Origin of the sequence: Streptomyces sp. NPDC127114 (genome assembly GCF_042677525.1) — a bacterium.
Classification (GTDB): domain Bacteria; phylum Actinomycetota; class Actinomycetes; order Streptomycetales; family Streptomycetaceae; genus Streptomyces.
On the sequence record NZ_JBHXTJ010000083.1, the window covers coordinates 1 to 12,965 of the forward strand.

General features: G+C 72.5%; 12 protein-coding genes. 2 read left to right on the forward strand and 10 right to left on the reverse strand.

Going from position 1 to position 12,965, the window contains the following annotated elements; translation table 11 throughout:
• Window positions 1–38: 38 nt before the first annotated feature.
• The 4 genes from ACFVGS_RS37015 to ACFVGS_RS37030 form a co-directional block, all read right to left on the reverse strand.
• On the reverse strand, window positions 39–974 hold the full coding sequence (locus ACFVGS_RS37015; RefSeq protein ID WP_384423428.1) for a membrane dipeptidase: 936 nt from the start codon (window positions 972–974) through the stop codon (window positions 39–41).
• 161 nt (window positions 975–1,135) lie between these two features.
• The gene (locus ACFVGS_RS37020; protein WP_385696839.1) at window positions 1,136–2,332 is read right to left on the reverse strand and encodes a dipeptidase; all 1,197 of its coding nucleotides are present in this window, start codon (window positions 2,330–2,332) and stop codon (window positions 1,136–1,138) included.
• Window positions 2,329–2,826: a 5-(carboxyamino)imidazole ribonucleotide mutase gene (purE, locus tag ACFVGS_RS37025; protein WP_384423440.1), complete on the reverse strand. Its 498-nt coding sequence runs from the start codon at window positions 2,824–2,826 to the stop codon at window positions 2,329–2,331. The genes ACFVGS_RS37020 and purE overlap by 4 nt, the downstream gene beginning before the upstream one ends.
• Before the next feature lie 34 nt (window positions 2,827–2,860).
• On the reverse strand, window positions 2,861–4,000 hold the full coding sequence (locus tag ACFVGS_RS37030) for a 5-(carboxyamino)imidazole ribonucleotide synthase (RefSeq protein WP_385696842.1): 1,140 nt from the start codon (window positions 3,998–4,000) through the stop codon (window positions 2,861–2,863).
• Window positions 4,001–4,187: 187 nt separating this feature from the next.
• On the opposite strand from ACFVGS_RS37030, the gene ACFVGS_RS37035 reads away from it, so the two are divergent.
• On the forward strand, window positions 4,188–4,703 hold the full coding sequence (locus ACFVGS_RS37035) for a GtrA family protein (protein ID WP_384423434.1): 516 nt from the start codon (window positions 4,188–4,190) through the stop codon (window positions 4,701–4,703).
• 49 nt (window positions 4,704–4,752) lie between these two features.
• On the opposite strand, the gene ACFVGS_RS37040 is transcribed toward ACFVGS_RS37035, so the two are convergent.
• The gene (locus tag ACFVGS_RS37040) at window positions 4,753–6,024 is read right to left on the reverse strand and encodes an ATP-binding protein (protein ID WP_384423436.1); all 1,272 of its coding nucleotides are present in this window, start codon (window positions 6,022–6,024) and stop codon (window positions 4,753–4,755) included.
• A 12-nt stretch (window positions 6,025–6,036) separates the two neighbouring features.
• Window positions 6,037–6,714: a response regulator transcription factor gene (locus ACFVGS_RS37045; protein ID WP_351577187.1), complete on the reverse strand. Its 678-nt coding sequence runs from the start codon at window positions 6,712–6,714 to the stop codon at window positions 6,037–6,039.
• 446 nt (window positions 6,715–7,160) lie between these two features.
• Between ACFVGS_RS37045 and ACFVGS_RS37050 the strand changes: the two genes are divergently transcribed.
• On the forward strand, window positions 7,161–8,666 hold the full coding sequence (locus ACFVGS_RS37050) for a peptide MFS transporter (RefSeq protein WP_384423438.1): 1,506 nt from the start codon (window positions 7,161–7,163) through the stop codon (window positions 8,664–8,666).
• Between the two features lie 104 nt (window positions 8,667–8,770).
• Here the strand turns inward: ACFVGS_RS37050 and ACFVGS_RS37055 are convergent, their stop codons facing one another.
• The 4 genes from ACFVGS_RS37055 to ACFVGS_RS37070 form a co-directional block, all read right to left on the reverse strand.
• Entirely contained in the window at window positions 8,771–9,121 is a 351-nt protein-coding gene (locus ACFVGS_RS37055) for a hypothetical protein (RefSeq protein WP_384423212.1), read from the reverse strand.
• 198 nt (window positions 9,122–9,319) lie between these two features.
• Window positions 9,320–10,624 carry a hypothetical protein gene (locus ACFVGS_RS37060; RefSeq protein ID WP_385696853.1) on the reverse strand — a complete coding sequence of 435 codons (1,305 nt, stop codon included), beginning with the start codon at window positions 10,622–10,624 and terminating at the stop codon, window positions 9,320–9,322.
• Between the two features lie 47 nt (window positions 10,625–10,671).
• Complete coding sequence (locus ACFVGS_RS37065) at window positions 10,672–11,841, reverse strand: hypothetical protein (RefSeq protein WP_385696847.1); 1,170 nt, start codon at window positions 11,839–11,841, stop codon at window positions 10,672–10,674.
• Window positions 11,838–12,965 (reverse strand): hypothetical protein (locus ACFVGS_RS37070; protein WP_385696850.1); only part of this gene is annotated, 1,128 nt, incomplete at its 5' end. The genes ACFVGS_RS37065 and ACFVGS_RS37070, both read right to left, overlap by 4 nt.

A 12,965-nucleotide genomic window follows, 5' to 3' on the forward strand; every position in this document is an offset into this window, starting at 1 on the left:
GGTCGCGCCACGTGGGCGCGACCCGCGCGGGGCGTGCGTCAGGCCGCCTTCGGGCGGTACGCCCGGGCCCGGAACTCCGTCTCGCGCAGCGCGCGGGTGGCGTTGCCGTGGGCCAGGGCCACCAGGTCCTGCGCCTGCCAGTCACGGCGCAGCAGCTCCGCGAAGAGCGGGGCGTAGCCGGCGGCCGGGACCGTGGTGTGGGACAGGCCGCAGGACCGGGGGCCCGCGAGGGCCCGGAGGCGGTCCAGGGCGTCGGCCGTGGCGGACGCGTCCGGGGTGACCGGCACCATGCAGACGCCGCCCTTCTCGCCGAGCAGGCCCAGCACGTCGTCCGGCAGGGCGTCCGGTTCCGCGCGGGTGAGGAGCACCGGGGCCCGGCTCACCGCGAGGGCCTGGCGGACGGTGTCCGGGTCGGCGCCCGCGAGGTCGACGACCAGGCCGAGCCGGTTCATCTCCCGTACCGCCTCGCGGGCGAAGCGGTCGTAGCGGGTGAGGCTGACCGCCCGTACGCCGAGCGCGTGGTACGCCCGGAGGGCGGCGAGCGAGCCGCCGACGGCCGCCCAGCTCACCGGTCCGAGCAGCACGGCGACCCGGCCGCAGTTGCGGGCGTGGGCCATCTCCGCGGTGGTGTGCGCGAGGCGCAGGTGCTCCGGGCAGGCCGCCACGAGGGCCCGGACCGCGTCGATCCTGCGCAGGGTGCCGAGCACGCCGTCGTCGGCGTCCACGCGCAGGGACCAGAACTGTGCTCCCGCCTCTGCCGCCCGTACCGGCGGAAGGTCCTCCGGGTCCGGATCGGGGTCGGTGACGTGAGGCGGATCCGTGTGCCCCTCGACGACCGGCTGCGCGGCGAGCAGCGCGCGCGCACGGGTCGACTCGTCGAGGGGCCGGGGATGTCCGGGGGGATCGGTGTCGCCCGCCGAGGCGGCACGGGCGAGGGTGAACGTCGTGGTGGGATCGTCGAGCAGATCTGCCATGGGTGACTCACTCCGTACTACTAGGCAGTACGGCAACCGTGCCACCGCCCCTCCCCGCGGGCACGGCGGACTACGCCGTCCAGGCGACGCCCCGGGAAACGACGAGGAGGGACCCACCGGGTGGACCCCTCCGTGACGGTGCGTCAACCGACCCGTGCTACCTACGCGTTCAGGGTGTCGATCGTCGCGATCGACGCGCCCCGCAGCGTCTGCTGCTCGCGCGCCACCGCCTCCGCGTCGCGCAGCACCCGGACCGCGTTGGACCAGGTGAGCTTCGCCAGGTCGGCGTGCGACCAGCCGCGGGTGAGCAGCTCCGCGACCAGGTTCGGGTAGCCGGCGACGTCGTCCAGGCCGGCCGGCGTGAAGGCCGTGCCGTCGTAGTCGCCGCCGATCCCGATGTGGTCGACGCCGGCGACCTCGCGCATGTGGTCGAGGTGGTCGGCGACCGTGGCGGCGGTCGCGATCGGGCGCGGGTTGTCCGCCTCGAAGGCGCGGTGGATCGCCATCGCCTCCGGCGTGGTGGCGAGGTGGTGCATGCCGTGGGCGCGCATGTTCTCGTCGGCGCGCGCCGTCCACTCGACGGCCGCGGGCAGGATGAACTTCGGCACGAAGGTCGCCATCGCCACGCCGCCGTTGGCGGGCAGCCGCTCCAGGACGTCGTCCGGGATGTTGCGCGGGTGGTCGCACACCGCGCGGGACGAGGAGTGCGAGAAGATCACCGGCGCGGCCGTGGCGTCCAGCGCGTCGCGCATGGTCGTCGCGGCGACGTGCGAGAGGTCGACGAGCATGCCGGTGCGGTTCATCTCGCGGACGACCTCGCGGCCGAAGGCGGTGAGCCCGCCGTGCCGCGGCTCGTCGGTGGCCGAGTCCGCCCAGTCGTTGTTCTCGTTGTGGGTGAGCGTCATGTACCGCACGCCCAGTGTGTACAGGGCGCGCAGGGTGGCCAGCGAGTTGTTGATCGAGTGACCGCCCTCGGCGCCCTTGAGGGAGGCGATCCGGCCCTCCTCGCGGGCCTTCTCGATGTCGTCGGCGGTCAGCGCGGGCGCGAGGTCCGCCGCGTACCGCTCGATCAGCCGGTCGACGGCGTCGATCTGCTCCAGGGTGGCGCTGACCGCGTGGTCCCCGGCCAGCCGGCCCGGCACGTACACCGACCAGAACTGGGCGCCGACCCCGCCGACGCGCAGCCGGGCGAGGTCGGTGTGCAGGGAGGCCGAGCGGTCGCCCGCGATGTCGAGCTTGTCGAGGTCGTAGCCGCACTGCTCGCGCAGCGCCCACGGCAGGTCGTTGTGGCCGTCGACGACGGGGGCGGAGGCGAGGAGTTCGCGCGCCTCCGCCAGTCGGCCGGCCGCCGCCGTCACTGGGCGAACCCGAAGGAGCCCGAGCCCTCGACCTTCTGCCGCAGTCGCCGGCCCTTCTCCGTGGCCTGCTCGTTCAGCTCCTGCTGGAACTCCTTCATCCGGCCGAGCAGTTCCGGGTCGTGCGCGGCGAGGATGCGGGCCGCGAGCAGGCCCGCGTTGCGGGCGCCGGCGACCGAGACGGTCGCGACCGGCACGCCGGCCGGCATCTGCACGATGGAGAGCAGCGAGTCCATGCCGTCGAGGTACTTCAGCGGCACCGGCACGCCGATCACCGGCAGCGGGGTGACGGAGGCGAGCATGCCCGGCAGGTGGGCGGCACCGCCCGCGCCCGCGATGATCGCCTTCAGACCGCGGTCGGCGGCGTCCTCGCCGTACGCGATCATCTCGCGCGGCATGCGGTGCGCGGAGAGGACGTTCACCTCGTAGGCGATCTCGAACTCGTCGAGGGCCTGGGCCGCGGCCTCCATGACGGTCCAGTCCGAGTCGGACCCCATCGCGATGCCGACGAGCGGGGTCGAAGCAGCCGGGTTACTCAACGATCGTTCCTCGCAGGTAGTCGGCGGCGTGACGGGCGCGCTCCAGCACGTCGTCCAGGTCGTCGCCGTAGGTGTTGACGTGGCCCACCTTGCGGCCGGGCTTCACGTCCTTGCCGTACATGTGGATCTTGAGCTGTGGGTCCCTGGCCATGCAGTGCAGGTACCCCTGGTACATGTCCGGGTAGTCGCCACCCAGAACATTGCACATCACGGTCCACTTCGCCCGCGGGCGGGGGTCTCCCAGCGGGAGGTCGAGCACGGCCCGGACGTGGTTGGCGAACTGCGAGGTGACCGCGCCGTCCTGGGTCCAGTGGCCGGAGTTGTGCGGACGCATGGCGAGCTCGTTGACGAGGATCCGGCCGTCGCGGGTCTGGAACAGCTCGACGGCCAGGTGGCCGACGACGTCCAGCTCCTTCGCGATGCGCAGGGCCAGCTCCTGGGCCTGCCCGGCGAGCTCGTCGTCCAGGTCGGGCGCGGGCGCGATCACGGTGTCGCAGACCCCGTCGACCTGACGGGACTCGACCACCGGGTACGCGACGGCCTGGCCGTGCGGGGAACGGACGATGTTCGCGGCGAGCTCGCGCGCGAAGTCGACCTTCTCCTCGGCGAGCACCGCGACGCCGGCCTTGAAGGCGTCCTCGGCGTCGGCCTCCGACCGGACGAACCAGACGCCCTTGCCGTCGTAGCCGCCGCGCACCGTCTTCAGGATGATCGGGAAGCCTCCGACCTCGGCGGCGAAGACCGCCGCGTCGGCCGGGTCCGTCACGATGCGGTGCCGCGGGCTCGGCACGCCGATCTCGTCGAGCCTGGCCCGCATCACCCCCTTGTCCTGGGCGTGCGCGAGGGCCGAACGGCCGGGCCGGACGACGACGCCGTCCGCCTCCAGGGCCGCCAGGTGCTCCGCGGGCACGTGCTCGTGATCGAAGGTGATCACGTCGCAGCCGCGCGCGAAGTCACGCAGCGTGGCCAGGTCGCGATAGTCGCCGATGACGACCTCGCTCACCACCTGGGCCGCCGAGTCCTGCGGGCTGTCACTGAGGAGCTTGAACTTGATGCCGAGCGGGATGCCTGCCTCGTGTGTCATACGAGCGAGCTGACCGCCGCCGACCATGCCGACTACCGGGAACGTCACCCTCTTAGGGTATCCGCACAATTTCCGGTGCCCCGTCCGGCTGTGTTTTGTCACAGTCGGGGTGGGGTCGCACACGGATCGCGCACATCACGGGCGGTCGAGGGGGCGGCTGGTTAGCATGGCTGGGTTGGCGCCGTCCGTGGCGTCGGCGGAACACATCCGGAACGGACGGGACAGAGCCATCACGATGAGCGAACCCGGCGCGCTGCGCATGCGAGTGGACCGGCTCGTCCGCGAGGTCGCCAAGTTCGGCGTGGTCGGCGGGCTGGGCGTCCTGGTGAACCTGGGCGTCTTCAACCTGGTGCGCCACGTCACCGAGCTTCCGGTGGTGCGGGCCGGCATCATCGCCACGGCGGTGGCGATCCTCTTCAACTACGTGGGGTTCCGCTACTTCACGTACCGTGACCGCGACAAGTCCGGCCGTACGAAGGAACTGGCGCTGTTCCTGCTGTTCAGCGTCGTCGGCATGGTCATCGAGAACGGCGTCCTCTACACGGCGACGTACGGCTTCGGCTGGGACACGCCGCTGCAGAGCAACTTCTTCAAGTTCTTCGGCATCGGCGTCGCGACCCTGTTCCGCTTCTGGTCCTACCGGACCTGGGTGTTCCGTGCGCTGCCGGCGAAGGAGGCGGTGCAGGCCGCCGAATCGTTCCTGGAGCAGGCGCCCCGCCAGACCGCCCGCAAGCAGCCCGACCGGGTCTGATTTCCCCCGACGGCCCTGCTTCTGTGCGTGGCTCCCGCCGGAAGGACCCTCAGCGGACCGGGCGCTCCGGTTCCGGTTCCGTGCGACTCCTGACCTCGCGGCCGAGGAAGAGCGCGAACACCGGCGGCTGCTGCTGGAGCAGCTCCAGACGCCCGCCGTCCGCCTCCGCGAGGTCCCGGGCGACCGCCAGGCCGATGCCCGTGGAGCTGCGCCCGCTGACCGCCCGCTCGAAGATCCGCGCCCCGAGGTCGGCGGGCACGCCCGGGCCCTCGTCGGTGACCTCGATGACCGACTGGTTGCCGGTGACGCGGGTGCGCAGGGCGACGGTGCCGCCGCCGTGCATGAGCGAGTTCTCGATTAGTGCCGCCAGGACCTGGGCGACCGCGCCCGGGGTGCCGACGGCCCGCATGCCCTGCTTTCCCGAGCGGACGATGGCCCGGCCCGCGCTGCGGTAAGCGGGCCGCCACTCCTCCAGCTGCTGCTTGATGACCTCGTCGAGGTCGAAGGCGACGGCGGAGCCGCTCCGCGGGTCGCGCGAGTTGGTGAGCAGCCGCTCGACGACGTCGGTGAGCCGCTCGACCTGCGTGAGCGCGATCGTCGCCTCCTCCCTGACCGTGTCGAGGTCGTCGGCGACGGCGACCTCCTCCAGGCGCATGGAGAGCGCGGTCAGGGGCGTACGGAGCTGGTGGGAGGCGTCGGCGGCGAGCCGGCGCTCCGCGGTGAGCATCCGCGCGATCCGTTCGGCCGAGGCGTCGAGGACGTCCGCGACCCGGTCCAGCTCGGGCACTCCGTACCGCCGGTGCCGGGGACGCGGGTCGCCGGAGCCCAGCCGCTCGGCGGTCTCCGCGAGGTCGGTGAGCGGCGAGGCGAGCTTGTTCGCCTGCCGTACGGCGAGCAGCACGGCCGCCACGACGCAGAGCAGCGCCACCGCGGCGATGATCATCAGGGTGCGGCCCACCTCGTCGGTGACGACGGAACGGCTCTCCTCGACGACCACGGTCTCGCCGCGCTCGCCCTCGGCGAAGCCGCGGATGACGCTGCCGGTGGGGCGGGTGCCGATCTCGACGGGCGCGCGGCCGGGGACGCGGACCAGGGCGTAGCGCTTGGCGCCGCTCAGGTCGGCCAGGACGCCGGCGTCGACGGGCTCGCCGCCGATCAGTCGGCTGTCGACGATGGAGGCGATCCGCAGCGCCTCGGAGTCCACGCTCTCCTGGGCGCTGCTGGAGATCGTGCGGGTCTCGACGATCACCAGCGAGACGCCGAAGACGGCGATGACGACGAGCACGACGGCGAGCGTGGAGTTGATCAGACGGCGGCGCACGGAGGAGTCGGCCTAGCTCTTCTCGAAACGGAAGCCGACGCCGCGGACGGTGGCGATGTAGCGCGGGTTCGCCGCGTCGTCGCCGAGCTTCTTGCGGAGCCAGGAGATGTGCATGTCGAGGGTCTTGGTGGAGGACCACCACGTGGTGTCCCAGACCTCGCGCATCAGCTGGTCACGGGTGACCACCCGGCCGGCGTCGCGGACCAGGACCCGCAGCAGGTCGAACTCCTTCGCGGTGAGCTGGAGCTCCTCGTCGCCCATCCAGGCCCGGTGCGACTCGACGTCGATCCGCACGCCGTGGGTGGCGGGGGCGGCGGCGGGCTCGGTGGCGCCGCGCCGCAGCAGGGCCCGGACCCGGGCGAGCAGCTCGGCGAGGCGGAAGGGCTTGGTGACGTAGTCGTCGGCGCCGGCGTCGAGGCCGACGACCGTGTCCACCTCGTCGGCGCGGGCGGTGAGCACCAGGATCGGCACCGTGTGACCGTCGGCGCGCAGCCGGCGGGCGACCTCGAGGCCGTCCATGCCGGGCAGGCCCAGGTCGAGCACGACCAGGTCGACGCCGCCCTGGAGTCCGGCGTCGAGCGCGGTCGGTCCGTCCTCGCGGACCTCGACCTCGTATCCCTCCCGCCGCAGCGCGCGGGCCAGCGGTTCCGAGATGGATGCGTCGTCCTCGGCGAGCAGTACACGGGTCATGAGGTGATGGTAGTCCGCACGGACACGGCGCCGGGGCGGGATCCGGCCGCACCCGGGGCGGGGGACGCGAGGCCGCGACGGCCCCTTTGGATCTTGGCCCGTAATTTGCTCATGACCTTGGAATGACGGAGGTTGGTTCCGTCAGAGCCTGTGATCCATCTCTCAAGTCCTTCCATATCCGGCACTGTCGTGTCGTATGGTGTCGAGAGTTCTGTAGCGGTAATCGGGGACCTTTGACCGTGTTTGACACGTCAAGGGTCTCTTTTCTGCACGAGGCCGCCATCGGCAGTCTTGAGGACAGTGAACGACCTGTGGGCCGGGTCCCGCGCGAAGGTGCGCCGGGGCGTGGATCCCGGAAGGGTGCGACCGCACCCCGCCGGTGCCGGCCTCCCCCACCGGGCGCATCCCGCTCACGAAGCGCGCGTCCCGACAGAGCAAGGATCGACATGGCGTCCAGCCTGACGACGGCTTCTCCCGGAACCCCGGGTTCCGAGAAGACGTTCTTCGGCCACCCTCGGGGCCTGGCCACTCTCTTCATGACCGAGATGTGGGAGCGCTTCTCCTGGTACGGAATGCGCGGCATCCTCGTCCTCTACCTGGTCGCGGGTGTGCTCGACGGTCCTCTCGAAGGACGTGAGGCGCTGGCCGCCTCCATCTACGGCGTCTACAACGCGGTGGTCTACATGGCCGCCATGCCCGGCGGCTGGGTCGCCGACCGCCTGTGGGGCGCCCGCAAGGCCGTCCTCGTCGGCGGCATCGTCATCGCCCTGGGTCACTACACCCTCGCGATCCCCTCGGACACGGCGTTCTTCGTGGGCCTCGCGCTCATCGCCGCCGGTACGGGCCTGCTGAAGCCGAACATCTCCGCGATGGTCGGCGGCCTGTACGAGGGCCAGCCGAGCGCCCGCCGCGACGCCGGCTTCACGCTCTTCTACATGTCGATCAACATCGGCGGCATGGCCGCCCCGCTGGTCGTCGGCTACCTCGGCGAGAACGTCAACTGGCACCTCGGCTTCGCCGTCGCCGGTATCGGCATGACCCTCGCCGTCGTCCAGTACGTCCTGGGCTCGCGTCACCTCGGTGACGTCGGCAAGGAGCCGGGCACCCCGGCCACGCCCGAGGAGAAGCGCAGCGCGCTCCGCAAGGTCCTGCTCTGGGGCGGACTCGCCGTCGCCGCACTGCTGGCCGACATCGTGCTCGGCACGTACGACATCGAGCACATCGTCAACGTGCTCGCGATCCTCGGCATCATCGTGCCGGTCGTCTACTTCGTCGCCATGTACCGCAATCCGGCGCTGAAGACCGAGGACAAGCCGAAGATCAAGGCGTTCGTGTGGTTCTTCGCCACCGCCGTGCTGTTCTGGATGATCTACGACCAGTCCGGCTCGCTGCTCACGCTGTTCGCCGACAACAAGACGGACCGCATGATCCTCGGCTGGGAGTTCCCGGCCTCCTGGTACCAGTCCGTCAACCCGGCGATGGTCATCGTGCTGGCGCCGCTCTTCGCCGCGCTGTGGGTCAGGCTCGCCAAGCGCAACCGTGAGCCCAGCGCCCCGATGAAGTTCGCCCTCGCGATGCTCCTCATCGGCGGATCGTTCGCCATCATGGGTCTCGCGGGCGCCGCCGCGGCCAACAGCGAGACCGGCAAGGTCACCGTCTTCTGGCTGCTGAGCGTCTACCTCGTCCAGACCCTCGGCGAGATGTGCCTCTCGCCGGTCGGCCTGTCGCTGTCGACGAAGCTGGCCCCGAAGCAGTTCGTCGGCCAGATCATGGGTCTGTGGTTCCTCGCCACCGCGACGGGCAACGCCCTCAACGGCTGGACCACCAAGCTCAACGAGCCGCTGGGCGACGCCCTGTACTACTCGCTCTGGGCAGTGGTGGCCGTCGCCGCGGGCCTGGCCTTCATGACCGCGGGCAAGAAGATCCGCGCTCTCATGGGCGACGTGCGCTGAGGTCCTGACGGACTCCCGCTCGAAGGGCCTGGCCCGGCACCCCTCTCGGGTGCCGGGCCAGGCCCTTCGTCGTCAGCGCGTCCGGTCGTCAGCGCGTCTCGTCGTCAGCGCGTCTGGGCGCTGAAGCCGCGCAGGAAGTTCTTCGTACCGCACCGGACGTTGGACTTCTGGCCCGGTCCGACCCAGGGACCGTAGAGCGTCCAGGTCATGACGTGCTCGCGCGCCCCCTGCACCTGGTCGCACTTGATGACGACCCGGTGCTGCTTGACGGCCTTGCCACTGCCCGACTTGCAGGTCGAGTACGCCGTGGGACGGCCCAGCTTGTCCATGCTCGCGTACGCCTTGCAGGTGTACTTTCCGGCGGCCTGGGCCGGTGCGGCGGCGAGCAGTCCGGTGCCCGCGGCACCCAGCATGACGGCGAGTGCTCCGGACGCGAGCTTCTTCCCCCAGCGCATGTGCGTTCCTTTCCTCGTACCGAGCCCCTCGTGAGGGCCCGGCACGTCGTTCACCTGCCGGTCGAGCAGGTCGTGCGTGTCCAGGCGTTCGCTCGGGCGAACACCTGGAGACAACCATTCACGCGCGGGGCGACACAAGGACTACCGAGGGTAATGAGTAGACGCTGAGTACCGCCTCCCATGGGCCGCTCCGTCCCGCTACCTACGGAGCCGCGCCCACGGGGTGAACGTGAACACCGCGCCGCCGAGCAGGATCACCGTGCCCGCGACCAGGGCGAGGGCGCGCAGGGCGCCGCCGTCCTCGGCGCCGGTCTCGGCGAGCCCGCCGCCCGAACCTCCGCCGGACGTCGTGGTCGAGGAGCCGCCTGCGGCGCCGCCGGCCTGCTTCTCGGTGTCGAGCGTGAGCGAGGCCTGCACGGAGCCCTTGACCTCGCACGGGATGACGATCGGCGAGCCGCCGAGCGTCACGCTGATGGTCAGCTTGCCGGGGCTCAGGGTGGCCTTGCCGGACGCGCCCGGCTTGTAGGTGCCGGTCATGTCGGTCAGGTCGACCGGCTTGCCCGCCTCCAGCGGTTCGGGGTTGGGCGCGCCGGTGACGGTGACCGTGCCGCTGTCGGCACCGCCGATCTTCACGGCCATGGAGGGCTTGAGGGCGCCCTTGGGGAGGGCGGCCGGGCTGTTCATGACGCCCTTGGCGGTCTTGACCGTGAGGTCGTAGGAGCCGCCGTTCTTCCTGGCGTTGACGGTGACCTTGGAGGTGATGGACGCGGGGCCGGGAGCCTGGCAGGCGAAGTTCACGGCGACTTCCTTGCCGGGGAAGTCGGTCTGCCCGCCACCACCGCCGGAGGTGGAGCCGCCGGATGACGTGGTGCCGCCTGAGGTCGTGGTGCCGCCGGAGGTCGACGTACCGCCGGTGGTGGTGGTGCCGCCCGCGGTGGTCGTGCCGCCGCTGGTCGTCGTACCGCCGGACGTCGTCGTACCGCCGCTGGAGGAGCCGCCGCCGTCCGTCACCTTGATCGTGGCGCCGACCGCGACCGTCTCCTTCGGCGAGCACTTCGTGTCCGTCGACATCGGCTTGGACACGTTGATCGTGTACTTGTCGGGCGTCAGCGTGATCTCGCCCGCCTTCTCCAGCTTCAGCCTGCCCTTCATGTCCGGCAGGACCATCGGGCTGTTCTTCGGGATCGGCGGGTTCTGCCGCGGGCCCTCCACCGCGAGCGTGCCGCTCGCCGCGCCGCCCAGCCTGACGACGCCGGTCGGCTTCACCGTGTCCTTCTCCAGGTCGAGGATGTCCGGATTCTTGGACGCGGCCTGAACGGTCTTCCAGACCACCTCCACCTCGTCACCGACCTTGGCCTCGGCGGGCGCGGTGATCTGCACCTTGGTGGTGCCCTGCACCGGCGGGAGGCCGGAGATGGAGGGCGGGATGCACTCGGTCTTGTACGAGACCTCCGCCGCCATGGCGGGGCCGGCGGCCAGCAGGATTCCCGCGCCGCCGAGCATCAGCGCGACGCCGGCCGCGCTGATCCTCCGTGTCGTGCGTGTCGTCCTCACGACTGTCCCTTCGTCGTCGGGCTGTTCTCTGACGGTGCGGAGTCGGGGGTGAACCACGGCAGGACCGCGGTCGGTTCGTCGGCGGACGGCGCCGCCGGTACGGGTACGGGCGCGGGCGCCCCGCCCCGCGAGCGGCGCGGTCGGCGGCCCGGTTCGCGGGGCGTGCGGCGGGGCGCGAGGGGGGACGTCCGGCGGGGCCTGCGCGGGCCGTGCGCGCCCTGCGGGCGGACCCGGTCGACGACCGCCATGCCGATGCGGAAGACCGCGGCCGGGACGACGAGCGCGAGGAGCACCCAGAAGAGCGTGACGCCGTACGGGCGGCCGACGCCCCAGGGCTGTTCGACCAGGACCTTCCCGCCGTGGCGCACGGACACCTGGTAGTCGCCGTGGGCGCCCGCCGTCAGCTCGACCGGCAGCCTCACCAGCGCCTTGCGGCCGGGCTCGACGGTGCCGCGCCACTGGCGTTCCTCGTACTGCGGCGCGAACACCCCGTGGCTGGTGCCGACTTCGAAGACCGGGTCCTTGACCGCGGTCTGCCCGAGGTTGCCGAGGGTGACGACGATCTCGCGGCGCGCGGGCGCGCCGAACCAGACCAGGACGCCGCTCGAACCCTCCAGCCGGGCGGAGGTGAGCACGACGAGCCGGCCGCTGCCGGCGTCCTCGGGCAGCGGCTGGGTGGGATGCCCGGCGACGGTGAACTCGGCGTCCACGGTGTCCTGTTGCCCGGTCACGCCGGCCACGTGGACGACGCAGGGGCAGGGCTCGGGCGGTTCGGCGACCGGCAGCTTCTGGCTGAAGGCGCCCTTGGCGTCGACGGTGGCGGCGCGGCCGTCGGTGTTGGCGCAGGAGTTGGTGCCGCCGATGACGCCCTTGCCGGGCGCGGCCTGCCCGCAGATCAGCAGCATGAGCAGCGCGCCGGGCTTCCAGCCGGAGCCGCTCACGGTGATCTCGCCGCCCTTGCCGCCCTCGCCCTGCGAGAGCGTGACGGTGGGGCCGGCTGCGGCGACGGCCGGGACGGCGGGCAGCAGGGCGAGCGGCAAGGCGGTGAGCAGCGCGGTGAGCAGCGCGCCTGCGACAGCGGTCACGGCCGTGCGCGGTGCCGTGCGTAGCGCCGTGAGCGGTGCCGTAGGCAGCCCCGTTGGCTGGGCCGTACGCGGGTACGTCATCGTCTCCTCCGTATCGCGTACGTGGCCGTGCCCGCCGTCGCGAGGAGGACGGCCGCCAGGGCGCCGACGCCCGCCGCGGAGGCGAAGGCGGCGTCCGCGCGGGCGGTCGCCGGTGCCGCGCCGAGGGCGCCGGCCGTCAGGTGCACGGTGACCGAGTCGAGCGCGGGCGGGTCGGGCCAGGGTTCGGTGCGGGTGACGCGTTCGCCGGGACGCAGGACGAGCGGAAGGGCGTGTTCGGGGCGGTCGAGCACGGTGCCGAAGAGGCCCTCGGCGCGGACGGCGAGGCGCGGGGCGAGCACGGTGTTGCCGCGGTTGACCAGGGTGTAGCGCAGGGTGCCCGAGCGCCCGACCTCGACGTCCTCGACGGTGAGCGCGGCGAGCCGCGGCCCGCTGACGCGAAGGTGGAGCGGGACGGTGGTCTCGCGTCCGCCCGCGCTGGCCCGTACTTCGCCGCGGTGGTCACCGGGCGGGGTGTCGGCGGTGACGGTCACCGCGAAGGGCACGTCGGCCCGCGTCCTCGCGGGCACGGTCACCGTCCGCACGGCGAAGGCGACGGCCGCGCCCTGTCCGGCGAGCCGGACGGTGAGCGGTTCCGCGCCGGGATTGGTGACCGAAAGGGTGTCCTGGAGCACGCTGCCGACCGGGCCCTCCAGATAGACGTACGGCCGCCCGGCGGCGGGCACGGCGCTCCAGCGGGCCGGGGCGGGCGGCGCCAGGGCCTGGCGGCCCTGCTGCGTCGCGGCATGCCGGGCCTGTCGGCCCGAGGGGGTGGCCTGCGGGGCCCGCTGAGCCGGGGATGTTGCCTGCGGCTGGGTCTGGGGCGCCTTCCAGGCGTGGGCCGAGGCGGGTGGCTGAGCCGGAAGCGTGGCCTCCGGCCAGGCCTGCGGCGCCTTCCAGGCGTGGGCCGAGGCGGGTGGCTGAGCCGGAAGCGTGGCCTCCGGCCGGGCCTGCGGCGCCTTCCAGGCGTGGGCCGAGGCGGGTGAGGCGGCCGCCGGCAGCGCGGCCGAGAGCAGCACGAGGAGCGCGGCGGCGGCGCGGCGGGGCGCGGGCCGAGGGAAGCCGCCCGCGGCGGCGCGGCGGGGCGCGGGCCGAGGGAAGCCGCCCGCGGCAGCGCGGCGGGGCGC

Coding starts and splice junctions, on each gene's coding strand:
- ACFVGS_RS37015 (WP_384423428.1), bottom strand. CDS start 974: ATGGCAGATCTGCTCGACGATCCCACCACGACGTTCACCCTCGCCCGT.
- purE (WP_384423440.1), bottom strand. CDS start 2,826: ATGGGGTCCGACTCGGACTGGACCGTCATGGAGGCCGCGGCCCAGGCC.
- ACFVGS_RS37035 (WP_384423434.1), top strand. CDS start 4,188: ATGAGCGAACCCGGCGCGCTGCGCATGCGAGTGGACCGGCTCGTCCGC.
- ACFVGS_RS37045 (WP_351577187.1), bottom strand. CDS start 6,714: ATGACCCGTGTACTGCTCGCCGAGGACGACGCATCCATCTCGGAACCG.
- ACFVGS_RS37050 (WP_384423438.1), top strand. CDS start 7,161: ATGGCGTCCAGCCTGACGACGGCTTCTCCCGGAACCCCGGGTTCCGAG.
- ACFVGS_RS37055 (WP_384423212.1), bottom strand. CDS start 9,121: ATGCGCTGGGGGAAGAAGCTCGCGTCCGGAGCACTCGCCGTCATGCTG.
- ACFVGS_RS37060 (WP_385696853.1), bottom strand. CDS start 10,624: ATGCTCGGCGGCGCGGGAATCCTGCTGGCCGCCGGCCCCGCCATGGCG.
- ACFVGS_RS37065 (WP_385696847.1), bottom strand. CDS start 11,841: ATGACGTACCCGCGTACGGCCCAGCCAACGGGGCTGCCTACGGCACCG.